Annotated in this window: 22 protein-coding genes and 1 pseudogene; 18 read left to right on the plus strand and 5 right to left on the minus strand. The window is 70.1% G+C overall.

Features of this window, described 5'->3' with window-relative positions:
- The first annotated feature begins 27 nt into the window (after positions 1–27).
- The 4 genes from AC1IQ6_RS06550 (at position 28) to upp (ending at position 4604) form a co-directional block, all read left to right on the plus strand.
- Positions 28–1023, plus strand: a complete 996-nt coding sequence (locus AC1IQ6_RS06550) for an LLM class flavin-dependent oxidoreductase (protein WP_485866025.1) — start codon at positions 28–30, stop codon at positions 1021–1023.
- A gap of 84 nt (positions 1024–1107) precedes the next feature.
- Positions 1108–2268 carry an ABC transporter substrate-binding protein gene (locus AC1IQ6_RS06555; protein ID WP_209165838.1) on the plus strand — a complete coding sequence of 387 codons (1161 nt, stop codon included), beginning with the start codon at positions 1108–1110 and terminating at the stop codon, positions 2266–2268.
- Between the two features lie 81 nt (positions 2269–2349).
- Positions 2350–3798, plus strand: coding sequence for a D-alanyl-D-alanine carboxypeptidase/D-alanyl-D-alanine endopeptidase (gene dacB / locus AC1IQ6_RS06560; protein ID WP_102773697.1), 1449 nt, complete (start codon positions 2350–2352; stop codon positions 3796–3798).
- 167 nt (positions 3799–3965) lie between these two features.
- Entirely contained in the window at positions 3966–4604 is a 639-nt protein-coding gene (gene upp, locus AC1IQ6_RS06565) for a uracil phosphoribosyltransferase (RefSeq protein ID WP_102773696.1), read from the plus strand.
- Between the two features lie 253 nt (positions 4605–4857).
- Here the strand turns inward: upp and cysG are convergent, their stop codons facing one another.
- Positions 4858–6273 carry a siroheme synthase CysG gene (gene cysG / locus AC1IQ6_RS06570; RefSeq protein ID WP_102773695.1) on the minus strand — a complete coding sequence of 472 codons (1416 nt, stop codon included), beginning with the start codon at positions 6271–6273 and terminating at the stop codon, positions 4858–4860.
- Between the two features lie 117 nt (positions 6274–6390).
- Entirely contained in the window at positions 6391–6972 is a 582-nt protein-coding gene (locus AC1IQ6_RS06575; protein WP_102773694.1) for an ANTAR domain-containing response regulator, read from the minus strand.
- Positions 6973–7311: 339 nt separating this feature from the next.
- On the opposite strand from AC1IQ6_RS06575, the gene AC1IQ6_RS06580 reads away from it, so the two are divergent.
- From AC1IQ6_RS06580 to AC1IQ6_RS06620, 9 genes and pseudogenes are all read left to right on the plus strand, one after another.
- Positions 7312–8613, plus strand: coding sequence for a CmpA/NrtA family ABC transporter substrate-binding protein (locus tag AC1IQ6_RS06580; RefSeq protein WP_485866026.1), 1302 nt, complete (start codon positions 7312–7314; stop codon positions 8611–8613).
- Between the two features lie 26 nt (positions 8614–8639).
- Positions 8640–9470, plus strand: a complete 831-nt coding sequence (gene ntrB / locus AC1IQ6_RS06585; protein ID WP_111825664.1) for a nitrate ABC transporter permease — start codon at positions 8640–8642, stop codon at positions 9468–9470.
- A gap of 4 nt (positions 9471–9474) precedes the next feature.
- A complete protein-coding gene (locus tag AC1IQ6_RS06590) occupies positions 9475–10344 on the plus strand; it encodes an ABC transporter ATP-binding protein (RefSeq protein ID WP_102773692.1) in 870 nt (289 codons plus the stop codon).
- Between the two features lie 7 nt (positions 10345–10351).
- Positions 10352–11566 (plus strand): annotated as a pseudogene (locus AC1IQ6_RS06595) (NAD(P)/FAD-dependent oxidoreductase); the annotation flags it as partial.
- Positions 11567–11575: 9 nt separating this feature from the next.
- A complete protein-coding gene (locus tag AC1IQ6_RS06600; protein ID WP_485866027.1) occupies positions 11576–14317 on the plus strand; it encodes a nitrate reductase in 2742 nt (913 codons plus the stop codon).
- A 69-nt stretch (positions 14318–14386) separates the two neighbouring features.
- On the plus strand, positions 14387–15112 hold the full coding sequence (locus tag AC1IQ6_RS06605; protein ID WP_111825662.1) for a hypothetical protein: 726 nt from the start codon (positions 14387–14389) through the stop codon (positions 15110–15112).
- 84 nt (positions 15113–15196) lie between these two features.
- Positions 15197–15514, plus strand: a complete 318-nt coding sequence (locus tag AC1IQ6_RS06610; RefSeq protein ID WP_043544379.1) for an ElaB/YgaM/YqjD family protein — start codon at positions 15197–15199, stop codon at positions 15512–15514.
- Between the two features lie 59 nt (positions 15515–15573).
- Complete coding sequence (locus AC1IQ6_RS06615) at positions 15574–15993, plus strand: phage holin family protein (RefSeq protein ID WP_485866028.1); 420 nt, start codon at positions 15574–15576, stop codon at positions 15991–15993.
- Positions 15994–15996: 3 nt separating this feature from the next.
- On the plus strand, positions 15997–16365 hold the full coding sequence (locus tag AC1IQ6_RS06620) for a hypothetical protein (RefSeq protein WP_485866029.1): 369 nt from the start codon (positions 15997–15999) through the stop codon (positions 16363–16365).
- A 15-nt stretch (positions 16366–16380) separates the two neighbouring features.
- On the opposite strand, the gene ubiD is transcribed toward AC1IQ6_RS06620, so the two are convergent.
- Positions 16381–17925 carry a 4-hydroxy-3-polyprenylbenzoate decarboxylase gene (gene ubiD, locus AC1IQ6_RS06625; protein ID WP_102773687.1) on the minus strand — a complete coding sequence of 515 codons (1545 nt, stop codon included), beginning with the start codon at positions 17923–17925 and terminating at the stop codon, positions 16381–16383.
- 81 nt (positions 17926–18006) lie between these two features.
- On the opposite strand from ubiD, the gene AC1IQ6_RS06630 reads away from it, so the two are divergent.
- The gene (locus AC1IQ6_RS06630; RefSeq protein ID WP_102773686.1) at positions 18007–18825 is read left to right on the plus strand and encodes a lytic transglycosylase domain-containing protein; all 819 of its coding nucleotides are present in this window, start codon (positions 18007–18009) and stop codon (positions 18823–18825) included.
- Positions 18826–18970: 145 nt separating this feature from the next.
- Here the strand turns inward: AC1IQ6_RS06630 and AC1IQ6_RS06635 are convergent, their stop codons facing one another.
- Positions 18971–20131, minus strand: a complete 1161-nt coding sequence (locus AC1IQ6_RS06635; protein WP_485866030.1) for a pyridoxal phosphate-dependent aminotransferase — start codon at positions 20129–20131, stop codon at positions 18971–18973.
- A gap of 43 nt (positions 20132–20174) precedes the next feature.
- Here AC1IQ6_RS06635 and AC1IQ6_RS06640 point away from each other — a divergent pair, with 43 nt between their 5' ends.
- From AC1IQ6_RS06640 to AC1IQ6_RS06655, 4 genes are all read left to right on the plus strand, one after another.
- Complete coding sequence (locus AC1IQ6_RS06640) at positions 20175–21059, plus strand: FAD-binding protein (RefSeq protein ID WP_485866031.1); 885 nt, start codon at positions 20175–20177, stop codon at positions 21057–21059.
- A gap of 131 nt (positions 21060–21190) precedes the next feature.
- A complete protein-coding gene (locus AC1IQ6_RS06645; protein WP_485866032.1) occupies positions 21191–23479 on the plus strand; it encodes an NADP-dependent malic enzyme in 2289 nt (762 codons plus the stop codon).
- The gene (locus AC1IQ6_RS06650; protein WP_168202165.1) at positions 23460–24689 is read left to right on the plus strand and encodes a patatin-like phospholipase family protein; all 1230 of its coding nucleotides are present in this window, start codon (positions 23460–23462) and stop codon (positions 24687–24689) included. Before AC1IQ6_RS06645 ends, AC1IQ6_RS06650 begins: the two co-directional genes overlap by 20 nt.
- On the plus strand, positions 24686–25153 hold the full coding sequence (locus AC1IQ6_RS06655) for a barstar family protein (RefSeq protein WP_102773683.1): 468 nt from the start codon (positions 24686–24688) through the stop codon (positions 25151–25153). The genes AC1IQ6_RS06650 and AC1IQ6_RS06655 overlap by 4 nt, the downstream gene beginning before the upstream one ends.
- A 13-nt stretch (positions 25154–25166) precedes the next feature.
- Here the strand turns inward: AC1IQ6_RS06655 and AC1IQ6_RS06660 are convergent, their stop codons facing one another.
- A complete protein-coding gene (locus AC1IQ6_RS06660) occupies positions 25167–25898 on the minus strand; it encodes a 16S rRNA (uracil(1498)-N(3))-methyltransferase (RefSeq protein ID WP_102774141.1) in 732 nt (243 codons plus the stop codon).
- Positions 25899–25993 lie beyond the last annotated feature (95 nt).

The following is a 25993-nucleotide window of genomic DNA, read 5'->3' on the forward strand; positions in this document are numbered from 1 at the left end:
GCGGACAATCGCGGAGACAAGCCAGCCATGAAGATGTCCATCTTCTCGGTCCAGGACCACTATCCGTCCCAGCCGCGCACGCTGGGCCAGCTCTACAGCCAGGTGCTGGAGCAGGCGCGGCGCGCCGAACAGCTGGGCTACGACACCTTCTGGGTGGCCGAGCACCATTTCCACGAATACGGCGCGGTGCCCAACCCCGCCGTGTTCCTGGCGGCGCTGTCGCAGCAGACCAGCCGGCTGCGGCTGGGCACCGCCATCTCCATCCTGACCTTCCACAACCCGCTGACGGTGGCGGAAAACTATGCCCTGGTGGACCAGCTGTCGCAAGGGCGGCTGGCGCTGGGCGTGGGCTCGGGCTACCTGAAGCATGAGTTCGACGGCTACGGCATCGACCCCGCGACCAAGCGCGAGCGCTTCGACGAGAACCTGATGCTGGTCGAGCGGCTGCTGCAGGGCGAACGCGTGACCCACGAGGGCAGGTTCAACACCGTCCGCGAGGTGCGCCTGAACGTGCAGCCGGTGCAGGACCCGGTGCCGCTGTACGTGGCCATCCTGCGGCGCGAGGCCGCCTACCACGTGGGCCGCCAGGGCCGGCGCATGCTGTTCGTGCCCTACGCGGCGGTGGACGATTTCGAGGAAATCGGCCAGATGATGCAGGACTACCGCCGCGGGCTGGCCGAGGCCGGCATCGAGGACGCCGCCGGCATGGCGGCGGTCGCGCTGCATACGCACGTGGCCGCCACCGACGAGGAGGCGCGCCGGCGCGCCGCGCGCGCCTTCGACCTGTACGTGGATACCCGGCTGTACGCGCGCAAGCAGGTCTACGACGACATCATCGCCAGCGGCCTGTCGCTGTTCGGCTCCCCGGCCACCGTGGCCGCCAAGCTGGCGCGGCTGGCCGACATGGGCCTGGACCACGTGCTCGGCCTGCACAACTTCGGGCTGATGCCGCAGGACCTGGTGCTGGACTCCATGCAGCGCCTGATGGAGCAGGCCATGCCGCTTGCGGGCGTGCGCGCCTGACCGCCGTTTCACGCCGTAGCGGATCGGCGCCATGCATAACCAGACATCCGCCCACCGACGTACGTCCACCACTGGAGACCGCGCATGATTCCCCGCCATACCCTGACCGCCGCCGCGCTGGCGGCCCTGCTGTCCCTAGGCGCGTCGCCCGCGCTGGCCCAGGTGAAGATAGGCGCCACCCTGTCGACCACCGGCCCGCAGGCTTCGCTGGGCATTCCCGAACGCAACACCATCAGCCTGCTGCCCGCCGAGATCGGCGGCGTCAAGGTCGAGTACGTGGTGCTGGACGACGCCTCCGACACCACCCGCGCGGTCAGCAATTCGCACAAGCTGATCTCGGAGAACAAGGTGGACCTGATCGTCGGGTCCAGCACCACGCCCAACACCATGGCCATGCTGGACACGGTGGCCAGCGGCGCCACGCCGGTGATCACGCTGGCCTCGTCGGCGCGCCTGATCGAGCCGGTCGACGACAAGCGGCGCTGGGTGTTCAAGACCCCGCACTCCGATTCGCTGATGGCCGAGGGCATCGCGCGCCACGCGGCCGCCAACGGCGTGAAGAAGCTGGCCTTCATCGGCTTCAACAATGCGCTGGGCGAGACCTTCTGGGTGGAGGTCGAGAAGGCGGCCAAGAAGCATGGCATCGAAGTGGTGGGCAAGGAGAGCTTCGCGCCCACCGACACCTCGGCCGTGGCCCAGACGCTCAAGCTGGTCGGCGCGGCGCCGGACGCGGTGGTGGTGGGGGCCTCGGGCACGCCCGCCGCCATGCCGGCCCGGGCGCTGCGCGAGCGCGGCTACCAGGGCAGGATCTACTTCAACCACGGCGTGGCCAACAACGATTTCCTGCGCGTCTGCGGCGCGGCCTGCGACGGCGCCTGGGTGCCGGTCGGCCCGGTGATGGTGGCGGACCTGCTGCCCGACGACAACCCGGTCAAGGCCACGGCCAGCGCCTTCGCCCGGAAATACGAGGCCGCCAACGGCGCGGGCAGCGTCTCGCTGTTCGCCGCCTATGCCTGGGACGTCGGCCTGCTGTTGCAGCAGGCGATTCCGGTGGCGCTGAAGCAGGCCAAGCCCGGCACGGCCGAATTCCGGGCGGCGCTGCGCGACGCGCTGGAAAACGTCAGGAACCTGCCCACCGCGACCGGCGTGGTCACGATGAGCCCGACCGACCATAACGGCCTGGACGAACGCGCGCTGGTGATGGCGACCATCGCCGCCGGCAAATGGAAGCTTGAAAAGAAGTAGCGGCCGTCGCGCCGCGCCCGCAAGCCCTGCCGATTTTGTATGCTCTCGTTTTTGCTGGATGAGCAACCGGACGGGCGTGGCATGACGGGACTAGGGTACAAGCGTAGGGGCGGGCTGAAGCGGTGGCTGGCGGGAGGGCTGCTGGCCCTGGCCGCGGGCGCCGCCTGCGCCCAGGTTCCCGGCCTGCCGGCCGACGTGGTCCGGGCCTGGAAAGCCACCAAGCTGCCCGACAGTTCCCTGTCGCTGGTGGTCCAGGAAGTGAACGGTCCGCGCCTGGCGGCCCTGAACGCCAAGGAAGCGCGCAATCCGGCCTCGGTCATGAAGCTGGTGACGACCTGGGCCGCGCTGTCCGAGCTGGGGCCGAACTACGTCTGGCGCACCGAATTCATGACGGCGCCCGGCGCGCGGCCCGACGCCAAGGGCGCGCTGGCCGGCCCCCTGTACCTGAAGGCCGGCGGCGATCCGCAGTTCCTGCTGCAGGACCTGTGGGTGCTGCTGCGCGAGCTGCGCCTGAAGGGCGTCAAGCAGATCAACGACCTGGTCATAGACCGCAGCATCTTCGGCCAGGTCGCGACCGACCCCGGCGCTTTCGACGGCGCTCCGGACCGCGCCTACAACGCCAGCCCGGACGCCCTGATGGTGGGCTTCGGCGCGCTGCGCCTGCTGTTCACGCCTGATCCGGTGGCCAACAAGTGGGTGCCGCTGATCGATCCGCCGCTGCCGGGGCTGAAGATCGAGGGCCGCGTCGAATGGAGCGACGTGCGCTGCCCCGGCCCGCCGGTGGTGACCACCGATCCGGTGATCACCCAGCAGGGCGTGACCATCCGCGTCAACGGCAAGGTGGCCGGCTCCTGCGGCGAATTCAGCCTGTACCGGCTGGCGCTGTCGCAGCCGGACTACGCCACCGAAGTGTTCCGCATGCTGTGGAAGGAGCTGGGCGGCACGTTCAAGGGCCAGGTGCGCGCCGGTGTGGTGCCGCCCGACGCGGTGGTGCTGGCCTCGCACGATTCGCCCACGCTGTCCGAGGCGATCCGCCAGATCAACAAGCGCAGCAATAACGTCATGGCCCGCACCCTGCTGCTGACGCTGGGCGCCGAGCGTGGCCGGCGGCCGGCCACCGTGCCCAGCAGCGAGGCCGTGGCCAAGGACCTGCTGGCCAGGCAGGGCCTGGACATGCCGGAACTCGTTATCGACAACGGCGCCGGCCTGTCGCGCGAGGCCCGGGTCTCGGCCGACAGCCTGGCCTCGATGCTGACCCTGGCCTGGAGTTCTCCCCTGATGCCGGAGTACATTTCGTCTTTCGCGATCGCCGGGGTGGACGGCACCGTGCGCCGCCGCCTCAAGGGCAACGGCGCCCAGGGCATGGCCCACCTCAAGACCGGGTCGCTGCGCGACGTGCGCGCGATCGCCGGCTACGTGCTGGGCGCCAGCGGCAAGCGCTACGTGGTGGTCAGCATCGTCAACCACGAGCAGGCCGGCGCCGTGCGTGCCTTCGACGACGCGCTGATCGCCTGGCTCGCCGAACAATAGCGAACGGCGCCCCGGGGCCTGTACAGAGAAAAAGGAACTTCGCACCGGCCCCAAACCCGATTACGATCCCCGGAAGCGGCTCGACGCGGGCGGCGCGCAGCGCCGTGCTGCCGCGGTTGCGTCCGGGGCGACCAACCCCTTGATCAATATTCTGGAGTGTTACGCACATGCCCGTGCACGAAATCCGCCATCCGCTGATCCGCCACAAGCTCGGGATCATGCGCCGCGCCGACCTCAGCACCAAGAGCTTCCGCGAGTTGTCCCAGGAAGTCGGCGCGCTGCTGACCTATGAGGCGTCCAAGGACCTGCCGCTGGCCCCGGCCACCGTCGAGGGCTGGTGCGGCCCGGTCGAGGTGGAGAAGATCGCCGGCAAGAAAGTGACCGTGGTGCCGATCCTGCGCGCGGGCATCGGCATGCTGGACGGCGTGCTCAGCCTGATTCCGGGCGCCAAGGTCAGCGTGGTGGGCGTGGCCCGCAACGAAGAGACGCTGGAGGCCCACACCTATCTGGAGCGCCTGGTCGGCGAACTGGACCAGCGCCTGGCGCTGATCGTCGACCCGATGCTGGCCACCGGCGGCTCGATGGTGGCCGCGATCGACCTCCTCAAGCGCGCCGGCTGTAAGGAAATCCGCGCCCTGGTGCTGGTGGCCGCCCCGGTCGGCATCGACACCGTGCTGGCCAAGCACCCCGACGTGCACATCTACACCGCGTCCATCGACGACGGCCTGAACGAAAACGGCTACATCATGCCGGGCCTGGGCGACGCCGGCGACCGGATCTTCGGCACCACGCAGAAGACGGAATAGGCGGGCGGGGTGATGGGTGCCGCGCGTTGGACGGCCGGGTTTTTGCGCGAACCGTCTCGCGCTTTACCCATCCTACGATGGTTGCGGAATGCCGGGATGCCCGGGATGCCCGGGATGGCCGCAACGCGCGGGATGACCCAATGCGCGCGATCACGCATCGGGTAGGATGGGTAAAGCGCGAGACGGTTCGCGCAAGCAATCAACCGTCGAACGCGCGACACCCATCAGGCGGCGCCAGCCGCCAATCCCCCCTTCACGCCGCCATCCTCTCCAGATTCCCCTCGACATACTCCCCGAACCACCGCAGCCGCGGCGCCAGCCCCGCGACCTCGCCCACCAGCAGCAGGGCAGGCGAACGTATCGCGTGTTCGGCGGCCAGGGCCGGCAGCCGTTGCAGCGTGCCCGACAGCACCCGCTGCCCGGGCCGGCTGCCGTTTTCGATCAGCGCGAACGGCGTGTCCGGCGCGCGGCCGTGGCGCAGCAGGCGCTGCGTCAGCAGGTCCAGCTGGCCCACGCCCATATAGAACGCCACGGTCTGCCTTTCCTGCGCCAGCGCGGCCCAGTCCAGGTTGTCCTCGTCCTCGCGGCAGTGCGCGGTGACCAGGCGCACCGACTGGGCATGGTCGCGGTGCGTCAGCGGGATGCCGGCGTAGGCCGCACAGGCCAGCGCGGCGGTAATGCCCGGCACCACCTCGTAGCGCACGCCGTGCGCGCGCAGGTATTCCAGTTCCTCGCCGCCGCGGCCGAAGATGAAGGCGTCGCCGCCCTTGAGCCGCACCACGCGCCGCCCGGCGCGCGCGTGCTCGACCAGCAGCGCGTGGATGCGCGCCTGCGTGGCGTGGTGGTCTTCGCCCGGCTGCTTGCCGACCGCCACGCGTTCGGCGTCGCGCCGCGCCAGCGACATGACCTCGTCGCTGACCAGGCGGTCGTACAGGATGACGTCGGCCTCGTTCAGCGCGCGCAAGGCCTTCAGCGTCAGCAGCCCGGGGTCGCCGGGGCCGGCGCCGACCAGCGCCACGCTGCCGGCGGCCGGCGCGATCGGGGCCGCCAGCGCCGCGGTCAGCGCCGCCTCGGCCTGCACCGGCTGTTGCTGGCGCAGCAGGCCAGCCACCGGGCCGTCCAGCAGCCAGTCATAGAAGCGGCGGCGCGCGCCCAGGTCCGGATGGCTGGCGCGGATGGGCTTGCGGTAGCGGGCCGCCAGCGCGGCCAGCTGGCCCAGCGTATGGTCGAACAGGGATTCGATGCGTTCGCGCAGCCGCCGGGCCAGCACCGGCGCCACGCCCGAGGACGAAATCGCCACGATCAGCGGCGAACGGTCGACGATGGACGGCACCTGGAACGACGACAGTTCCGGGTCGTCCACCACGTTGCAGAACAGGCGCCGCTCGCCGGCGGCCTGCGACACCGCGGCGTTGGCCTCGCGGTCGTCGGTGGCGGCGACCGTCAGCCAGGCGTCGTCCAGCCAGGCCGGGTCGAAGCGGCCGGCGAGATGGCGGATGCGGCCTTCGGCCGCCAGGGCCGCCAGGGCCGGCGTCAGTTCCGGCGCGCCCACGACCACGTCGGCCGAGGCCTCCAGCAGCGCCAGCGTCTTGCGCTCGGCCACCGCGCCGCCGCCCACCACGACGACCCGCCTGTCTTTCAGATCGGCAAAAATCGGGAAAAGCTTCATGAATGCCCGCCTCGGGCGAACCCGGGTAAATGTCTTTCGATCATAGGGACGGGGTTTCATCCCCACAACTTTTGATTTCTTCATTCCATATAGCCATAACTTATTAGCTCGCCGCGCCTAGGCGCGATTGAGCCACTGGCTCATCTCCACGATTTCGCGGGCGGCCTCGCCCAGCCGTTTCTGGTTCTGCATGGCGTACTCGCGCAGCAGGCGGTGGGCCTGGTCTTCCGGGACCGCGCGGGCCTTCATCAGAATGCCCTTGGCCTTTTCCACCACCTGGCGCTCGGCCAGGCGCTCGCGCGTCTCGCGCAGCTCGTCGCGGCGCGACTTTTCCATGGCGAAGCGTTCGATGGCCACCGTCAGCAAGGGCTCGATGCGCGCCGCCGGCACCTCGCCCACCACATAGGCCGCGACGCCGGCGCGCAGGGCCGCGCGTATGGTTGCGCGGTCGCCGTCGCCGGTGAACATCACCACCGGGCGGTCGCTGTGCTCGCTGGCCACGCAGACGTCCTCCAGCGTGTCGCGGCCGGGCGCATCGCTGTCGATCAGCACCACGTCCGGCGCCGCGCGGGCGATGCGGGCGGCGAGATCCATGCCGGTCGCCGCTTCCGCCACCACGCGCACGCCCGCCGCGGCCAGCACCTGCCGCAGCGACGCCGCGCGTCCTTCGCCATCGTTGAGCAGCATGACCTTGAGCATGACGCTTCCTCCTGATGGAGACGGTCATGCAAGTTCCATGCCATCGCGTCCCACCCTGGGCGCGCCCGGCGAGGGGGGCGGCGTCCGCACAGGAATGGTGCGGCGCCGCATCGGACTGCGCACCAAGTCGGTTCGCGCTGCGGCGTCCGGCGGCGCGCTCCCTGCGCGGCAGGGTCTTTTCGCGATTGGCACGGTCTTTGCTTGAGTGAAAACGGGCGGCCAACGGCGGCTGCCCACGCAAAGCGCCGCGATCCGCGGCAAGGGACAACGACGTTCCGCATCGCCACCGGCCTGGTCGCCGTGGCGCGCGGGACGTTTTTTTTTCGCCAGGAGCCACGCATGAAGCCAACCATCGCCAGCCATTCCACCGACACCGCGGCCCGCGCAGAAGCCGGCGCCGACCTGGGGCGCCGCAAGTGGCTGGGCGGCACGGCGCGCGCGGTCGCCGGCGCCGGCCTGCTGTCGCTGGTCGATCCGCTGGTGCGCGCCGGCGCCTGGGCCGCCGGCACCGACGCGCCCGAGAAAACCGAGGTGAAGATCGGCTTCATCCCGCTGACCGACTGCGCGTCGGTGGTGATGGCCTCGGTGCTGGGCATAGACAAGAAATACGGCGTCACCATCCAGCCGTCGAAGGAAGCCTCCTGGGCGGCGGTGCGCGACAAGCTCATGAACGGCGAGCTGGACATGGCGCACGTGCTCTACGGCCTGGTCTACGGCGTGCACGTGGGCATAGGCGGGCCGCGCAAGGACATGGCGGTGCTGATGGGCCTGAGCCAGAACGGCCAGGCGATCACGCTGTCGAACAAGCTGCTGGAGGCCGGCGCGCGCGACGGCGAATCGCTGGCCCGGCTGATGGCTTCCGAGAAGCGCACCTACTCCTACGCGCACACCTTTCCCACCGGCACGCACGCCATGTGGCTGTACTACTGGCTGGCGGCCTACGGCGTCGATCCGATGAAGGACGCCAGGGTCATCACGGTGCCGCCGCCGCAGATGGTCGCGAACATGCGCGTGGGCAATATGGACGGCTACTGCGTGGGCGAACCCTGGGGCGCGCGCGCCATCCAGGACCGCATCGGCTTCACCGCGGTCACCTCGCAGGCCATCTGGCCCGAGCACCCCGAGAAGGTGCTGGGCGCCAGCGCGGACTTCGTCGCGCGCCATCCGAATACGGCGCGCGCGGTCACCGCCGCCATACTCGAAGCCGGCAAATGGATAGACGCCTCGCCCGCCAACCGCCAGAAGACCGCCGAGACCATCGCCGCCAAGTCCTACGTCAACACCGACGCCGCGACCATCGTGGACCGCATGCAGGGCCGTTACGACGACGGCGCGGGCAAGCGCTGGACCGACGATCACGCCATGCGCTTCTACGCCGACGGTTCGGCCAATTTCCCCTACCTGAGCGACGGCATGTGGTTCCTGACCCAACACAAGCGCTGGGGGCTGCTGAAGGAACATCCCGATTACCTGGCGGTGGCCCGCCAGGTCAACCGCATCGATATCTACAAGCAGGCCGCGCAGGCGGCCGGCGCGGCGCTGCCGGCCGGCGAGATGCGCAGCTCCAGGCTCATCGACGGCGTGGCCTGGGACGGCAGCAACCCCGCGGCCTACGCCGACGGGTTCAAGGTCCGCGCCTGAGCGCTGATACAAAAAAAGGAGTGGCTATGTCCACCTTGACGAATGTGTCCGGCGGCGGCGAAGCCGCCATCCTGTGGCGCGTGCGCCTGGAGTCCGCGCTGCGCGCCATCGTGGGGCCGGCGGCCGGCTTCGCGCTGTTCGTGCTGCTGTGGCAGGCGGTGGCGATGCGCATACCGGAAATCCCCACGCCGGGCGCCACCTGGCATGCGGCCGTGCAGCTGTTCGCCGATCCGTTCTACGACAACGGGCCCAATGACCGCGGCATCGGCTGGAACGTGCTGGCCTCGCTGCAGCGCGTGGCCATCGGCTTCGGGCTGGCCGCGCTGGTCGGCATACCCGCCGGCTTCGTCATCGGCCGCTACGCGGCGGTGCGCGCGATGTTCTCGCCCATCGTCAGCCTGCTGCGCCCGGTCTCGCCGCTGGCCTGGCTGCCGCTGGGGCTGCTGCTCTTCAAGGCGGCCGACCCGGCCGCCATCTGGGCGATCTTCATCTGTTCGATCTGGCCCATGATCGTCAACACCGCGGCCGGCGTGGCGCGGGTGCCGCAGGACTACCTGAACGTGGCGCGGGTCCTGAACCTGTCCGAATGGAAGGTCATCACCAAGGTGCTGCTGCCGGCCGTGCTGCCGCACGTGCTGACCGGCGTGCGGCTGTCCATCGGCACCGCCTGGCTGGTGATCGTGGCCGCCGAAATGCTGACCGGCGGCACCGGCATCGGCTTCTGGCTGTGGGACGAATGGAACAACCTGAAGGTCGACCACATCGTCATCGCGATCTTCGTGATCGGCATCGTCGGGCTGCTGCTGGAGACCATGCTGATCGCGCTGGCGCGCCGCTACACCTACACCGAGGAATGAGGCCATGAAGAAATTCGTACGCATCGAAGGCGTCGGGCAGACGTTCAACACCGGCCGCGGCCCGTTCGTGGCGCTGCGCGACATCGACCTTACCGTGGCGCAGGGCGAATTCATCACCCTGATCGGCCATTCCGGCTGCGGCAAGTCGACCCTGCTGAACCTGATCGCGGGACTGACGCGCCCGACCCGCGGCGTGCTGCTGTGTGCGGAACGCGAGATCGCCGGTCCCGGGCCGGACCGCGCCGTGGTGTTCCAGAACCATTCGCTGCTGCCTTGGCTGAACTGCTTCCAGAACGTGTATCTGGCGGTGGAGCGGGTGTACGGCGGCGCCGAGAAACGCCCGCAACTGGCGCAGCGCACGCGGGCCGCGCTGGACCTGGTGGGGCTGCTGCCCGCGCAGAACAAGCTGCCGCGCGAAATCTCCGGCGGCATGAAGCAGCGCGTGGGCATCGCGCGGGCGCTGGCGATCGAGCCGCGCGTGCTGCTGATGGACGAACCCTTCGGCGCGCTGGATGCGCTGACCCGCGCGCACCTGCAGGACGAGCTGCTGAAGATCGTGGCCCAGACGCGCACCACCACCATCATGGTCACGCACGACGTGGACGAGGCGGTGCTGCTGTCGGACCGCATCGTGATGCTGACCAACGGCCCCGCCGCGACCATCGGCGACATCCTGCCCGTACCCCTGGCGCGGCCGCGCGACCGGGTCGGGCTGGCCAACGACGCCGTCTATCTGCAATGCCGCGCCGCCGTGGTGGACTTCCTGCACCGGCGCTACGGCAATCCGGAGCGCGCGCCGGCCGCCGCGCAGGCGGACGCGGCCGCTGCCCCGGTCGCGCTGGAGGAGGCCGGCGCCGCGCGCGCCGCGGCCTAGCGGCATCATGGGAGCGAAACAGAAACTGGTGGTGGTGGGCAACGGCATGGCGGGCATACGCACGCTGGAAGAACTGCTGAAGCTGGCGCCCGACCTGTACGACATCACGGTGTACGGCGCCGAGCCCTACACCAACTACAACCGCATCCTGCTCTCGCCCGTGCTGGCCGGCGAACAAAGCCTGCGGGACATCGTGCTGAACGACGAGGACTGGTACGCGCGCCACGGCATCCGCCTGCTGATGGGGCGCAAGGTGGTGGAGGTGGACCGCGCGCGCCGCCGGGTGCTGGACGACGAGGGCGGCTGCGCGCCCTACGACCGGCTGCTGCTGGCCACCGGCTCGACGCCTTACATGCCGCCGGTGCCGGGCAAGGATCTCCGGGGCGTGGTCGCCTTTCGCGGGATCGGCGACGTGAACGAGATGATCGACGCTTCCGCGCGCTACCGGCACGCGGTCGTGGTCGGCGGCGGGCTGCTGGGCCTGGAGGCCGCGAACGGCCTGGCCGCGCGCGGCATGGATGTGTCGGTGGTGCACCTGGGCGCGTCGCTGCTGGACCGGCAGCTGGACGGCGCGGCCGCGGCGCTGCTGCGCGCCAGCCTGGAGGCGCGCGGGCTGAAATTCCTGCTGCGGCGCCAGACCCAGGCCATCCTGGGCGGGGCGGACGGGCGCGTGCGCGCGCTGCGTTTCGCCGACGGCGAGGAGATCCCGGCGGATCTGGTCGTGATGGCGGCCGGCGTCAGGCCGAACACCGAGCTGGCCGAGCGCTGCGGCCTGTACGTGAACCGCGGCGTGGTGGTCAGCGACACCTTGCAGACCTACGATCCGCGCGTCTACGCGGTGGGCGAATGCGCCAACCATCGGGGCACGGCCTACGGGCTGGTGGCGCCGCTGTTCGAGCAGGCCCGGGTGGCGGCCAATCATCTGGCGCTGCACGGCATCGGCCGCTACCAGGGCAGCGTCACGTCGGCCAAACTCAAGGTCAGCGGCATCGAGCTGTTCTCCGCCGGCGAATTCGCCGGCGGCGGGCAGACCGAAGCCATCACGCTGGCCGACTCGCTGGACGGCGTCTACAAGAAGCTGGTCATCCGCGGCGACAGGCTGGTGGGCGTCTGCCTGTACGGCGACACCGCCGACGGCGCCTGGTACTTGCGGCTGATCCGGGAAGGGCGGGGCATAGGCGCGCTGCGCGACCGGCTCATGGGCGGCGAAAGCGCGGCGGGCGGGTAGCGCATGGACACGATCATGATCCGGCCCGCCGCGGCCGATGGCGTCGCCGAAGTGCCGTCGGTGTGCTGCTATTGCGGCACCGGCTGCGGCGTGCGCGTGCAGGTGCGGGACGGCGCCGTGGTGGGCGTGCGGGGCGACGACGCGCATCCCGCCAACCGCGGCAGGCTGTGCAGCAAGGGACTGGCGCTGGCCGACACGGTGCGGCGCGACGGCGCGCGCGTGCTGTCGGCGCAATGGCGCGCGGCGCGCGGCCAGCCGTTGGCCGACATCGCATTGGACCAGGCCCTGGACATCGCGGCCGGGCGGCTGGCCGACTGCGTTGGGCGGCACGGTCCCGACTCGGTGGGCTTTTATCTGTCGGGCCAGCTGCTGACCGAGGACTATGCGGTCTTCAACAAGCTGGCGCGGGCGCTGGTCGGCACCAACAATATCGACACCAATTCGCGCCTGTGCATGTCGAGCGCGGTGTCGGGCTACAAGCGCACCCTGGGCGCCGACGCGCCGCCGGCCTGCTATGAAGACCTGGAGCTGGCGGACACGGTGCTGATCGCCGGCTCCAACATGGCCTACGCCCACCCGGTGCTGTTCCGGCGGCTGGAGGCGGCGCGCGCGCGCCGTCCCGGCATGAAGCTGGTCGTGGCCGATCCGCGGCGCACCGATACCGCGGCCTGCGCCGACCTGCACCTGCAGCTGGCGCCCGGCACCGACGTGGCGCTGTTCCACGCCATGCTGCACGTCATGGTGAACGAGGACCTGATCGACCGCGGCTACATCCGCCGCCACACCGAGGGCTTCGAGGCGCTGCGGGAGCGGGTGCGATCCTGCACGCCGGCGGCCGCGCAGGAGATTTGCGGCGTGCCGGCGGCCGACATCGCGCAGGCGGCGCGCTGGTTCGGCCAGGCCGGGGCGGCGCTGTCGCTCTACACCATGGGCCTGAACCAGTCGACCAGCGGCACCGACAAGAATGCCGCGCTGATCCATCTGCACCTGGCCACCGGCCAGATCGGCAGGCCGGGAGCCGGACCGTTTTCGCTGACCGGCCAGCCCAACGCCATGGGCGGGCGCGAGGCCGGCGGCATGGCGACGCTGCTGCCGGGGCACCGCGATCCGGCCTCGCCCGGGGACCGCCGCGAGACGGCCGCGCTGTGGGGCGTGGACGCCTTGCCGCAGGCGCCGGGCGCAACCGCGCTGGAGATGTTCGACGCCGCGCTGGACGGGCGCATCAAGCTGCTGTGGATCGCGGCCACCAATCCCGCGCAGTCGCTGCCGGACCAGGCCCGCGTGCGCGCGGCGCTGGAGCGCGCGGAATTCGTGATCGTGCAGGAAGCGTACGCGGGCACCGAGACCCTGGCTTATGCCGACCTGGTGCTGCCGGCGGCCACCTGGCCGGAGAAGTCCGGCACGGTGACCAATTCGGAGCGGCGTATCAGCCGGGTGCGCGCGGCCGTCCCGCCGCCCGGAGACGCCCGGCCCGACTGGCGGCTGGCGCAGGCCGTCGCGCAGCGCCTGGCCGCCAGGCTGGCGCCGGGCAAGGCGGCGCTGTTCGGCTACCGCGACGAGGCCGAGGTCTTCGCCGAGCACGCCCGCATGACGGCCGGCCGAGACCTGGACTACAGCGCGCTGGACTACGCCGCGCTGGAAGCCGGCGGGCCGCAGCAATGGCCGTACCGGCAGGGGCGGGGCGCGGCGCGCCTGTATGGCGACGGCGTGTACGCCACGCCCGGCGGGCGGGCCCGCTTCATCGACCTGGCGTATCGGCCCACGGCCGAAGCCGCCAGCCCGGCGTTTCCGCTGCAGCTGACCACCGGGCGGCTGCGCGACCACTGGCACACGATGGCGCGCACCTCGCTGGCGCGCGCGCTGACGCGGCACGTCGAGGAACCCTGGGTGTCGCTGCATCCCGAGGACATGCGGCGCCTGGGCCTGGAGCCCGGCGCGCTGGCCAGGCTGACGTCGCGCCGGGGCAGCGTGGTCGCGCCGGCGCAGCCGGACGAGGGCTTGAGGCCGGGCTGCGCGTTCCTGCCGATGCACTGGGGCAGCGCGTTCATGGCGGGCCTGGGCGTGAACGCGCTGACCAATCCGGCGGCCGATCCGCTGTCGCGCCAGCCCGAACTCAAGCACTGCGCCGTGTCGGCCGAACCCGCCGGCCTGCCATGGCAGGCGGCGGCGTGGCTGCAGGGCGACGCCGCCGCGCTGCGGCTGCGCCTGGCGCCGTGGCTGCGCCGATTCGACTACGCCGTGGCGCTGCCGGCGGGCGCGGGCGGCGTGCGCCTGCGGCTGGCCGCGCCCGCCGCGCCGCCGTCCGCCATGCTGGACGCCCTGGCGGACGCGCTGGATCTGCGCCGGCCCGACGTGGCCTTCGACGATCCGGCGCGCGGCCTGATGCGGCGGGTCAGGGTGGAGCAGGGCGCCCTGCGCGGCTTTCTGCTGACCGGCGATCTGCGGGCCCAGGAAGCGCTGCTGTCATGGGCCGCCGGTGGCGAGGCGCCGCGCGGCGTGGCGGCGCTGCTGACCGGCCGCATCGCCGGCGCGGCGCGCTCGCGCACCGTGTGCGTGTGCAATGGCGTAAGCGTAGCGGCCATCCAGGCCGGCATCGGGCAGGGCTGCGACCTGGCCGCGCTGAAATCCGGACTGGGCTGCGGCACGGGCTGCGGTTCGTGCGTGCCCGAGATCCTGGCCATGATGGCCCGCGCCGCGCCGCCGCCGACACGTTCCGACATACGCCCCGGGACGAACCCGGTGTAGTATCGAGCCACCCCTACGCCGCAGGTCCGGCGGACGGTTTTTTACGGATTCATGGAGTGGCTTGTGACGATGCGGAAAATGGCATCCTTTGTTTTCGCGGCGGGCGCGCTGGCGGCGGCGCAGGCGACGCAGGCCGGCGTGTGCGACGCGCAGTTCATGCACGACGGCGGCGCGGTGCAGCTGACCGGCACGGGCAACCTGGCGCTGGGCGCCGACCTCAATTTCGCCGAAGTCTCCAAGACCAACGGCGACAACTGCCGCGCGCGGGTGCGCGGCGTGGCCACGTTCAGCTACGCCGGCCTGCCGCCGGGCAAGTCCAGGCTCGATTACCTGATGACCGTCAAGAGCGGGCAGGCCACCTTCGTGCGCTACGCCACCGCCGGCGAAGCGCCGCGGCCGTCCGAGGGCCAGTTCGACCTGCGCATGCTGGGCCTGTTCGCCTACGACGGCCAGCTCAGCCAGGGCCAGAAGCTGCCCGGCTCCTCGTTTCGCCTGAAGATCGGCAAGGAGGCGCCGGTGGGCGGCCAGCCCACCACCACGGTGCGCATCGGCGAAAAAACAGTGGGCAAAAAGATGTCCCTGGACACCGCCCTGGGCAAGCAGTCCTGCCATCCGATCACCTACAGCCGCGACACCACCCCCACCATGGCCACCTTCCAGGGCCTCACCCTGCCCATTCCCGGCATGAACACCACCGTGACGGACTGGTACTGCCCGGCCGTCAATCTGGTAATGAAACAGGACATCGACCAGGGCGGCGTGAAGTCGGCCGTTGAGATTACGCAGATCAAGTAGCACACCGTAGCAAGCGCGCCGCGCCGCGGCGATGGCGGCTGGTATTATGTTTGCGTCATGGACACACAACAGGAGCTCAAGAAAATGGCCACGAGAAAATCCGAAGACGTCGCAAAAGAAAAACTCATCGACAGTGTCAAGTCCAGCCTCAACGACGCCGAAAGCCTGCTGCGCGAAGCCGCCAGCAGCACGGGCGACAAGGCCAACGAACTGCGCGACCGCGCGCTGACTTCGCTCAAGCGCACGCGCGAGGCCCTGTACGAGGCCCAGGACGCCGTGCTCGAACGGGGCCGCAAGGCTGCCCGCGCGACCGACGACTACGTGCATGACAATCCCTGGCAAGCCATCGGCATCGCAGGCGTGACCGGCCTGCTGCTCGGCTTGCTGATCAGCCGCCGCTGACGGGGCCGGGCATCCGGGCGGGCGACGCCAGCCGTCTGCCGCCCGGCGTCCATCACGCCATGGGTCTGCGTAAATCTGTATTTGGCGTCGCGTCCAGCCTGGTCGGGCTGCTGCGCACGCGCCTGGAACTCCTGGCCCTGGAGGCCTCGGACGAAAAGGCGCGCTTGCTCAAGCTGCTGGGCATGGCGTTTGCTGCCTTGCTCTTCCTGACGCTGGCGGTGCTGGTCTTTACCGTCACGGTGGCGGTGGCCTTCTGGCCCACCGAAGACCGTTATCTGGCCCTGGGCCTGCTGGCGGCCTTGTACGGCATCGTCGGCGTGGTGCTGCTGCTGATGGTCCGGCACGGGCTGGTCTACGGCGCGCCGCCGTTCTCCGCCACGCTCGAAGAGCTGGGGCGCGACGCGGAGCTGCTCGACCGCATCCGCGACGCGCAGGACGAAGACGAAGCGCCGCAGGCGCCCCGCCGCGAGGAGGCCTGAGCGATGGCGAAAAGATCTCCTTCCGTCGACCGCGCCGTGCGCATCGAACTGCTGCGCGCCCGCGCCGCGATCGAGCGCGAATCGCTGGCGCAAAGCATCGCGTCCGCGGGCCGCAGGCTGGAGCCGTCCGCGCTTCTGCGCGGCCTGCTGCCCAGCCTGGCCTCCAGCAGCGCATCGCGCTGGGCGCTGCAGGCGATCAGCCTGGCGCGCCGCTATCCTCTCGTCAGTTCCTCGCTCTCGGCCATGGTCATGCGCGGGGGCAAGCGATCCAAGCTCTTGAAGATCGCCGGCGGCGCGTTCGTCGGCTGGCAGCTGTTCAAGGCCTGGCGCGGCGCCCGCCAGAACGGCGGGCGCGACGGCGAACCGCGCTGAGCCGGGCGGCCCGGCCTACAGGCCGAGCTGGCCCCACAGCGCATCCACGCGCTGCTTGACGTCGGCGTCCATCGTGATGGGCGTGCCCCATTCGCGCTGGGTTTCGCCCGGCCATTTATTGGTGGCGTCCATGCCCATCTTGCCGCCCAGGCCGGACACCGGCGAGGCGAAATCCAGATAGTCGATGGGCGTGTTCTCCACCAGCAGGGTGTCGCGCACCGGGTCCATGCGCGTGGTCATCGCCCACACCACTTCCTTCCAGTCGCGCGGGTTGATGTCCTCGTCCACCACGACGATGAACTTGGTGTACATGAACTGCCGCAGAATGCTCCACAGGCCGAACATCACGCGCTTGGCGTGGCCGGCATACTGCTTGCGGATGGACACCACCGCCAGGCGGTAGCTGCAGCCCTCGGGCGGCAGGTAGAAGTCCACGATCTCCGGCAGCTGGCGGCGCAGCAGCGGCACGAACACCTCGTTGAGCGCCACGCCCAGCACGGCCGGCTCGTCCGGCGGCTTGCCGGTATAAGTGGAGTGGTAGATGGGATTGCGCCGCATCGTGATCCGCTCCACCGTGAAGACGGGGAACCAGTCCTGCTCGTTGTAGTAGCCGGTGTGGTCGCCGTAGGGGCCTTCCAGCGCCATCTCGTAGTCGGTGTTGGCCGGCGGATTGACGCCCTCGGGCACCCGGGGCGCGACGGCGCGCGGGTCCGACGAGGGCAGCAGGTGGCCTTCCAGCACGATCTCGGCCCAGGCCGGCACCGACAGGTTGCTGCCCAGCGCCTGCGCCGTTTCGGTGCGCGAGCCGCGCAGCAGGCCGGCGAACTGGTATTCGGACAGGCTGTCCGGCACCGGCGTGACCGCGCCCAGCGTGGTGGCGGGGTCCGCGCCCAGGGCGACGGCGACCGGGAAGGGCGTGCCGGGATGGGCCAGGGCGTGGTCGCGGAAATCCAGCGCGCCGCCGCGATGCGACAGCCAGCGCATGATCAGCTTGTTGGGGCCGAGCAGCTGCTGGCGGTAGATGCCCAGGTTCTGGCGGCGCGCGTTCGGGCCGCGCGTGATCACCAGGCCCCAGGTCAGCAGCGGCGCCACGTCGCCCGGCCAGCAGGTCTGGATCGGCAGGCGGGTCAGGTCCACGTCCTTGCCTTCCCAGACGATCTCCTGGCAGGCGGGGCTCTTGACGTTCTTGGGGCTCATGTCCCATAGCGCCGATTTCAGCATCGACACCTTGGCCAGCGCGTCGCGCAGGCCGCGGGGCGCTTCGGGCTCGCGCAGCGATGCCAGCAGCTCGCCGATGTCGCGCAGCGCGCTGACGTCGTCGGCGCCCATGCCGCGGGCCACGCGGGCCGGCGTGCCGAACAGGTTGGTCAGCACCGGCATCTGCGCCGGACGGCCGTCGTGCATGGCGTTTTCGAACAGCAGGGCGGGGCCTTCGGCCCGCAGCACGCGGTCGGAAATCTCGGTCATTTCCAGCCGGGTGGACACCGGCGGGGCGATGCGTTTGAGCTCGCCCATGCGTTCGAGTTGAGCGAGGAAGTCTCTAAGGTCGCGGTATTTCACTACAGATCCCGGCGATTTGGTTACATTTTGGAGAGAAAGAGAGGTTAACATTGACTCCCTCTTTTTTACGCAGGAGGTTATATGCCCGATGCGTCAGTGGCCTCGCTCTTCAGGAGCATGGCCCAAGGAGTGCACCAATATCTTGCCGAATCGCTGCGCATCTGCTCCGTCTACCTGGGCATCGCGGTGATCGTGACGGTAAGCATGGGATTCGCCCTGCCTGGATTGCGCGACCAGGCATTGCAGGTGCACAAAGCCTTGTTGACCGCCCTAGCGCCCACGTCCATGCAAGCCGGCACCGATCTCGACACGGGTTCCGAACTCGGCACGGACATGTCGTCGGCCATCGCCATGGCCATCCCCGACGCGCCCGCCAGCAACGCCACCGGCATGCTGGGGCCGGCGCGCGTCGCTCCGCCGCCGGTGAAGCCGGTCGCCAGCATCGCGAGCGGCCCGCAGGCCGAAGCCTTGCGCAACTATATCTCGCGCAAGTACAAGGTCGCGTATGACGCGACCGGCCCGCTGCTGAACACGGTATACAAGGTCAGCCGCGAAAAGAAGCTGGATCCGCTGCTGGTGCTGGCCGTGATCGCCATCGAGTCCCGCTACAACCCGCTGGCCGAAAGCCACGTGGGCGCCCAGGGCCTGATGCAGGTGATGACCAGCGTGCACCAGGACAAGTTCGACGCCGTCGGCAAGAACCCGCTGGACCCGGCCGCCAACATCGGCGTGGGCACCACGATTCTGCGCGATTGCATCAACCGCCGCGGATCGGTGGACGGCGGCCTGGCCTGTTACGTGGGCGCCACGGGGCCCGACGACAACGGCTACGGCGCCAAGGTGCAGGCCGAACGGCGCCGCCTGGCGCTGGCCTCGGGCATCGCGCTGGCGCGCGACTGAACGCCTTAAAACGGCGGCTGGCGCCGCCCGATGGGTTACGCGCGCTCGACAGTCGCGTTCTTGTGATGATGGCGACGCGCTGCACCCATCCTACGGTGACGGGCGCGGCGCGAGGCATTCGACCGACCCCAGCCGCAACCGCCCCTCACCCCTGCAGCAACCGCCCCATCCGGGCCACCGCCTCTTCCAGGCGGTCCAGTCCCGTGGCATAGGAAAAGCGCATGGTGTGCCCGCCGTGGGCCGGCCCGAAGTCCAGCCCGGGCACGGCGGCCACGCCGGCCTCCAGCAGCAGGCGCTGCGAGAACGCGGCGCTGTCCATGCCCAGGTTGGAGATGTCGGCATAAATATAGAAGGCGCCGTCCGGCTTGACCGGCACCTGGATGCCCAGGCGCTCGAATTCCGGCAGCAGGTAGTCGCGGCGCTGCCTGAACGCCTCGCGGCGGTGCTCGAAGGTTTTCATCGCGCCCGGCGTGAAGCAGGCCAGCGCGGCATGCTGGGCCAGCGTGGGCGCGCAGATCGCCAGGCTGGCGGCGATCTTCTCCACCGGCGCCACCATGTCCTGCGGCACGATCATCCAGCCCAGGCGCCAGCCGGTCATGTGGAAATACTTCGAGAAGCTGTTGATGACGATGACGTCGTCGTCCAGCGTCAGCGCTGAACGCGGCTGGCCCTCGTAGGACAGGCCAAGGTAGATCTCGTCGACGATGGCGAAGCCGTCGCGCGCGCGGACCTGCGCCAGCAGCTCGGCCAGTTCGCCGTGGGCGATGGAGGTGCCGGTGGGGTTGCTGGGCGAAGCGATCAGCACGCCCTGGGTGGCCGGCGTCCAGTTGTCGGCCACGTCCTGGGCCGACAGCTGGAAACGCTTCTGCGCCGTGCTGGGAATCAGCCGCGGCACGCCGCCGGCGGCCAGCACGAAGTTGCTGTTGGCGGGGTAGGAGGGGTCGGGCATCAGCACTTCGCCGCCGCCGTTGACCAGGGCCGCGCAGGCCAGCGTCAGCGCGCCCGAGGCGCCCGCGGTGACGATGACGCGCGACGGATCGATGCTGGCGCCGAACTGTTCGTGGTAGAACCGGGCGATGGCTTCGCGCAGCGGGGTCAGGCCGGCCGAGGGACTGTAGCCGCTGAGCCCGGTGCGGGCCGCGCGTTCCAGCGCTTCCACGACCTGGGGCGGCGCGGTAAAGTCCGGTTCGCCGATGCCCAGGCTGATAATGTCCTTGCCGGCCGCCTGCAGCGCTTGCGCCTGCTTGAACAGCTCCATTACCTGGAAGGTCAGGAAATCGTGGGTGCGGGCGGCAAGGCGGGGCATGGGATTCTCGAAGGCGTTTCGTAGCAAAAAAGGAATTGTAGTCATGCAGCCATCGCGCCGCGCTTTCCTCCTGGGCCGACGTCCGGCCCAGAGCCCCTGGGCGGCATTCCTGCAGCGCCTGGGGCTGCTGTGCCAGGGCGCCGTGCGCGACCTGGGCGAGAGCGGCGAGGCCGGCCCGCGGGCCGTTTTGATCCCGGCGCGCGAGGCCGACGTGGCGCACGCCCGCGCCCTGTGCGCCGAGTACCGCGTCACGCTGGCGCTGGAAGGGGCCGAAGGCCCGTTCGAAACCCATTACGGGCCGTTGTTGCGGGTGGACCCGTCGGCCCTGACGGAATTGCTGCGCCTGCCCGGCGAGCCCGCGCGCTGGCATGCCCGGCCCGGGGTGCCGCTGGCCGCGCTGGCGCGCGCCGGGCTGCGCCAGTTCGCCGGGCTGCCGGGCGATCTGACGCTGGCCGCCTGGCTGGCCGCGCCGGCGCGCTGGGAGGCCGGGCGCTGCGCCGGTTCGGGCGTGCTGGCGGTGGACGTGATGCTGGCCGATGGGGTGGAGGAAACGCTGGGGGCCTTCGGCGAGGCCGACGTGCAGCCGCTGCGTTCCGCCACCGTGCAGCGCCTGGTGCCGTCGCTGTTCCAGCTGGCCTCGGGCGGGGACGCCTTCGCCACGCGCGACGGCGAACGCTGGCTGGGACGCTACCGCCTGGACGCGCTCAAGCCCGAGGCGCCGGCCACCGTCAACCTGGGGCAGCTGCTGCTGGGCCACGGCGGCACGCTGGCGTGGGTGTCCGGCGTCACGCTGGCCGACGCGCCGCCGGCGCCGCAACTGCCGCCGCCGGCCGAGCCGCCGGGGCTGGCCACGACCCGGCTGGATTCGCGGGTGAAGGCGCTGTTCGATCCGGACGGCCGTTTCCCCTTGTTGTCGGCGCCGCAATAGCGACAATTTGTAAGCTCGCGTTAAGATGGAAACGCAAGCCTGGCAAGGGGCGCGGAGGTATCGCGGCCGGCGCCATCGGAATAGAATTCCCCCCTTTCCGTGTCTCACACTCTAGCAAGTAGCCCGCCCCTATGGATGCCAATCTCCGCAAAGCCGCCCTTGAATACCACGAGCACGGACGCCCCGGCAAAGTCGCGGTCATGCCGACCAAGCAGCTCACCAACCAGCGCGACCTGGCGCTGGCCTATTCGCCCGGCGTGGCGGCGGCCTGCGAGGAAATCGTGGCCGACCCGGCCAACGTGTTCCGCTACACGGCGCGCGGCAACCTGGTGGGCGTGATCACCAACGGCACCGCGGTGCTGGGGCTGGGCAATATCGGTGCGCTGGCGTCCAAGCCGGTGATGGAAGGCAAGGCGGTGCTGTTCAAGAAGTTCGCCGGCCTGGACGTGTTCGACATCGAGATCAACGAGACCGACCCCGACAAGCTGGTCGAGATCATCGCCGGCCTGGAAGCCACCTTCGGCGGCATCAACCTCGAAGACATCAAGGCCCCCGAATGCTTCGTCGTCGAGCGCAAGCTGCGCGACCGCATGAAGATCCCGGTTTTCCATGACGACCAGCACGGCACCGCGATCTGTGTGTCGGCGGCCTTCATCAACGGCCTGAAAGTGGTGGGCAAGGACATCAAGCAGGTCAAGGTGGTGACCTCGGGCGCCGGCGCGGCCGCGCTGGCCTGCCTGGACCTGATGGTGGACCTGGGCCTGCCGCTGGAGAATGTGTGGGTCACCGACATCGAAGGCGTGGTCTACGAAGGCCGCACGGCGCTGATGGACCCGGACAAGGCGCGCTTCGCGCAAAAGACCGACGCGCGCAAGCTGGCCGAGGTGATCCAGGGCGCCGACGTGTTCCTGGGCCTGTCGGCCGGCGGCGTGCTCAAGCCGGAGATGGTGGCGGCGATGGGTCCGCGTCCGCTGATCCTGGCGCTGGCCAACCCGACGCCGGAGATCCTGCCGGAAGTGGCGCACGGCGTGCGCGACGACGTGGTGATGGCCACGGGCCGTTCGGACTACCCGAACCAGGTCAACAACGTGCTGTGCTTTCCGTACATTTTCCGCGGCGCGCTGGACGTGGGCGCCACGACCATCACGCGCGAGATGGAAAAGGCGGCGGTGTACGCCATCGCCGAGCTGGCCGAGGAAGAGCAGAACGAAGTGGTGGCGGCCGCCTACGGCACCTATGACATTTCGTTCGGCCCGGACTACCTGATTCCCAAGCCGTTCGATCCGCGCCTGATCGTGCGCATTGCGCCGGCGGTGGCCAAGGCGGCGATGGAAGACGGCGTGGCCACGCGCCCGCTGGCCGACCTGGAGGCCTACGAGGCGCAGCTGCAGCAGTTCGTGTACCACTCAGGCGCGTTCATGAAGCCGCTGTTCGCGGCGTCCAAGCGCATCGTGCGCGAGGGTGGCAAGGCTCGCATCGTGTTCGCCGAAGGCGAGGACGAGCGCGTGCTGCGCGCGGTGCAGGTGGTGGTCGACGAAGGCCTGGCCCGTCCCATTCTGGTGGGCCGCCCGTCGGTGCTGCTGGCCCGCATCGAAAAACTGGGCCTGCGCCTGCGCCTGGGCCAGGACGTTGAAGTCACCAACCCGGAATACGACGAGCGCTTCCACCAGTACTGGACCACGTACTGGGAGCTGATGTGCCGCCGCGGCATCACCAAGGAAATGGCGCGGGTGGAGATGCGCCGCCGCATGACGCTGATCGGCGCGATGATGGTGCGCCTGGGCGACGCCGACGGCATGGTCTGCGGCTCGGTCGGCGCCTACCACGACCACCTGCGTTTCGTGGACGAGGTGATCGGCCGCCGCCCCGGCCACAACGTGTACGCGGCCATGAACATCCTGCTGCTCAACGAGCGCACGGTGGTGCTGGTCGACACCCACGTCAACGACGAGCCCACGGCCGAGCAGATCGCCGAGTTCACCGTCGCGGCCGCCCACGAGATGCGCCGCATGTTCCTGGCGCCCAAGGCGGCGCTGCTGTCGCGTTCCAACTTCGGCTCGGGCAGCTCGGCCTCGGGCGCGAAGATGCGCCGCGCGCTGGAGCTGGTGCGCGAGATCGACCCGGAGCTGGAGATCGACGGCGAGATGCACGGCGACTGCGCGCTGGACGAGGCGCTGCGCATGCGCATCCTGCCTTCGTCCTCGCTCAAGGGCGAGGCCAACCTGCTGGTGTGCCCGAACGTGGACGCCGGCAACATCGCCTACAACCTGCTCAAGACCACCGCGGGCAGCAACGTGGCGGTGGGTCCGTTCCTGCTGGGCGCGAACGCGCCGGTGCACATCCTGACTTCCAGCTCGACCGTGCGCCGCATCGTCAACATGACCGCCATGACGGTCGTCGATGCCAACACCCCGCGTTGAAGTCCGCCCGGCCGGCCCTGCGTGCCCGCGCACGCAGACCGGCCTGGTCCTGACCGGAGGCGGCGCCCGCGCCGCCTACCAGGTCGGCGTGCTCAGCGCCATCATGGAGCTGCTGGACCCGGACTGGCATTCGCGCTTCCAGAACCCGTTTCACATCATCTGCGGCACGTCCGCCGGCGCCATCAACGCCGCCGCGCTGGCCTGCCGCGCCGACCGTCCGCACCTGGGCGTGCGCCGCATCCGGCGCCTGTGGTCTTCGCTCAACACCGACATGATCTACCGGGCCGACACGCCCGGCATCATCCGCACGGGCGGCCGCTGGCTGGGCCTGCTGTCGCTGGGCTGGATGTTCTCGGGCCTGGCGCGCAAGCGGCCCACCTCGCTGCTGGACAACAGCCCCATGGAGGCCTTGCTGGGCCGGGTGCTGGACTTCCAGCACCTGCGCGCCAACCTCGAAAGCGGCGCCCTGTCGGCGCTGGCCATCACGGCCTCGGGCTACACCAGCGGCGAGCACCTGACCTTCTACCAGGCGCATACGCCGATCGAGCCCTGGCACCGCTATCTGCGCCTGGCCATCCCGACCCCGATCGGCATCGACCACCTGATGGCCTCGTCGGCCATTCCCTTCGTCTTCCCGGCCCGCCAGGTGCAGGTGCACGGCAAGGGCGAATGGTGCGGCGACGGCTCGATGCGCCAGCTGGCGCCGATCAGCCCGGCCATCCACCTGGGCGCCAGCCGCGTGCTGGTGATCGGCACCGGATTCCGCGACGACACCCACCCCGAGAACCGCGAAGACTCGCCGCCGTACCCGTCCCTGGCGCAGGTGGGCGGCCATGCGCTGGCCAGCATCTTCCTGGACGGGCTGTCGGCCGACGTCGAGCGCCTGCAGCGCATGAACTTCCTGACGGAGCTGGCCGGCGAGGAGGGCGTCCGCGGCGGCGTGCGCCGCGTGGAGGTGCTGACCATCACGCCCAGCCAGTCGCTGGACCTGATGGCGCTGGAGCATTTGAAGGACATGCCGACCCAGGCCCGTGCCCTTTTCCGCGTGCTCGGTGTATCGTCCGATCCAGGCCGTCCGGGAGGCGGGTCGCTGATGTCCTACCTCCTGTTTGAATCCAGCTACACCAAGCGATTGATTGAACTGGGTTATGCCGATACGATGCAGCGTAGCGATGAAGTGATCGCCTTTTTCAAGGAGGCTCGGGCATGACGCGCAATGGCCAATCTACTTTGCAGCGGCAGCTGCTGCGCGGCGGTGCGCTGGCCCACGAGGGGCTGGACAAGAAGGCCGTGGTAGACGCCGCCCATGAGCTCGGCCTGGCCTTGTTCGTCGCCAATTGCGATCCCGCCCGCAGCCGTTCGGCGGTGCTGCGCGCCATCGTCAAGGCGGTCGACTTCCCCGAGTACTTCGGCGGCAATCTCGACGCGCTCTACGACTGTCTGTGCGACACCGTGCTGGACCACAAGACCGGCGTGGTGCTGTGGCTGTACCGGCTGCACTCGGGCGATCCGGCGCTAGAGGAAGACGCCGGCCTGATCGAAACCGTATGTTCCGATGCGTCCGATTTCGCCCGCGAAAACGGGCGCGTGTTTTCGTACGTGATCGAACACGCCGGCAGGCACCCCGATCCCGAGCCGGGCGTGGCGGCCGCGCCCTACGGCGAAAACCACTGAAGCCCTGGCCGGGCTACCAGCCCAGCAGCGCCCCGGCGGCCGAGGCCAGCGCCAGGCCCGCCGTCTCGGTGCGCAGCACCCGCGGGCCGAAGCGCACCGCCTGGACCCCCGCCTGCCGCGCCTGTTCCAGTTCCTTGTCCGACCATCCGCCCTCGGGGCCGACCAGCAGCGTCAGCGCCTGCAGGCCGGGATCTGCGCGCAGCCGGGCGGCCAGATCGTCGGCCGCTTCCGGATGGCACATCAGGCGCAGGCCGTCGGCGGGCTGCGCCAGCCATTCGGCCAGCGCCAGGGGCGCGTCCACCGCCATCAGCCGGTTGCGTCCGCATTGCTCGCTGGCGGCTTGGGCGATGCGCCGCCAGTGCGCCACGCGCTTGTCCAGCCGCGGCCCCGACAATTGCAGCACGCTGCGCTGCGCCGCCACTGGACAGACCCGGGCCACCCCCAGTTCCACCGCTTTTTCCACCACCCAGTCCATCTTGTCGCCGGAAGGCAGGCCCTGGACCAGGGTGATGCGCCCGGCCAGCTCGGCCTCGCGCGGCGAAAACGGCCCCAGCCGGGCGAACCCGGCCTTGCCCTCGGCCTCCAGTACGGCGGGGAATTCGCCGCCCTGGCCGTTGAACAGGACGATGGCCTCGCCGTGGCGCAGCCGCAGCACCCGCAGCGCGTGGTGGGCCAGGGCGTCCGGCAGGGCGACTCGGGCGCCGGCGGTCAGAGGGAGGTCGCAGAAGAAGCGGGGGGCGGACATGAAACGAAACGTGGCGGATCGGGGAAAAAACAGCCCCTCCGGGGGGCGGCCGGCCCCGGCGGCGGAGCCGGCGCGGGGCATTTGCGTCAGCCGCG

The organism is Achromobacter sp. MUI-25009338 (assembly GCF_057359325.1).

Excerpts from the sequence above, each read along its gene's own strand:
- upp (WP_102773696.1), top strand. The coding sequence starts at position 3,966 with ATGCCCGTGCACGAAATCCGCCATCCGCTGATCCGCCACAAGCTCGGG.
- AC1IQ6_RS06580 (WP_485866026.1), top strand. The coding sequence starts at position 7,312 with ATGAAGCCAACCATCGCCAGCCATTCCACCGACACCGCGGCCCGCGCA.
- AC1IQ6_RS06650 (WP_168202165.1), top strand. The coding sequence starts at position 23,460 with ATGCCAACACCCCGCGTTGAAGTCCGCCCGGCCGGCCCTGCGTGCCCG.
- AC1IQ6_RS06605 (WP_111825662.1), top strand. The coding sequence starts at position 14,387 with ATGCGGAAAATGGCATCCTTTGTTTTCGCGGCGGGCGCGCTGGCGGCG.
- ntrB (WP_111825664.1), top strand. The coding sequence starts at position 8,640 with ATGTCCACCTTGACGAATGTGTCCGGCGGCGGCGAAGCCGCCATCCTG.
- AC1IQ6_RS06555 (WP_209165838.1), top strand. The coding sequence starts at position 1,108 with ATGATTCCCCGCCATACCCTGACCGCCGCCGCGCTGGCGGCCCTGCTG.
- dacB (WP_102773697.1), top strand. The coding sequence starts at position 2,350 with ATGACGGGACTAGGGTACAAGCGTAGGGGCGGGCTGAAGCGGTGGCTG.
- AC1IQ6_RS06635 (WP_485866030.1), bottom strand. The coding sequence starts at position 20,131 with ATGCCCCGCCTTGCCGCCCGCACCCACGATTTCCTGACCTTCCAGGTA.
- AC1IQ6_RS06630 (WP_102773686.1), top strand. The coding sequence starts at position 18,007 with ATGCCCGATGCGTCAGTGGCCTCGCTCTTCAGGAGCATGGCCCAAGGA.
- AC1IQ6_RS06575 (WP_102773694.1), bottom strand. The coding sequence starts at position 6,972 with ATGCTCAAGGTCATGCTGCTCAACGATGGCGAAGGACGCGCGGCGTCG.
- AC1IQ6_RS06640 (WP_485866031.1), top strand. The coding sequence starts at position 20,175 with ATGCAGCCATCGCGCCGCGCTTTCCTCCTGGGCCGACGTCCGGCCCAG.
- AC1IQ6_RS06615 (WP_485866028.1), top strand. The coding sequence starts at position 15,574 with ATGGGTCTGCGTAAATCTGTATTTGGCGTCGCGTCCAGCCTGGTCGGG.
- AC1IQ6_RS06660 (WP_102774141.1), bottom strand. The coding sequence starts at position 25,898 with ATGTCCGCCCCCCGCTTCTTCTGCGACCTCCCTCTGACCGCCGGCGCC.
- AC1IQ6_RS06590 (WP_102773692.1), top strand. The coding sequence starts at position 9,475 with ATGAAGAAATTCGTACGCATCGAAGGCGTCGGGCAGACGTTCAACACC.
- AC1IQ6_RS06600 (WP_485866027.1), top strand. The coding sequence starts at position 11,576 with ATGGACACGATCATGATCCGGCCCGCCGCGGCCGATGGCGTCGCCGAA.
- AC1IQ6_RS06550 (WP_485866025.1), top strand. The coding sequence starts at position 28 with ATGAAGATGTCCATCTTCTCGGTCCAGGACCACTATCCGTCCCAGCCG.
- AC1IQ6_RS06620 (WP_485866029.1), top strand. The coding sequence starts at position 15,997 with ATGGCGAAAAGATCTCCTTCCGTCGACCGCGCCGTGCGCATCGAACTG.
- AC1IQ6_RS06655 (WP_102773683.1), top strand. The coding sequence starts at position 24,686 with ATGACGCGCAATGGCCAATCTACTTTGCAGCGGCAGCTGCTGCGCGGC.
- AC1IQ6_RS06610 (WP_043544379.1), top strand. The coding sequence starts at position 15,197 with ATGGCCACGAGAAAATCCGAAGACGTCGCAAAAGAAAAACTCATCGAC.
- AC1IQ6_RS06645 (WP_485866032.1), top strand. The coding sequence starts at position 21,191 with ATGGATGCCAATCTCCGCAAAGCCGCCCTTGAATACCACGAGCACGGA.
- cysG (WP_102773695.1), bottom strand. The coding sequence starts at position 6,273 with ATGAAGCTTTTCCCGATTTTTGCCGATCTGAAAGACAGGCGGGTCGTC.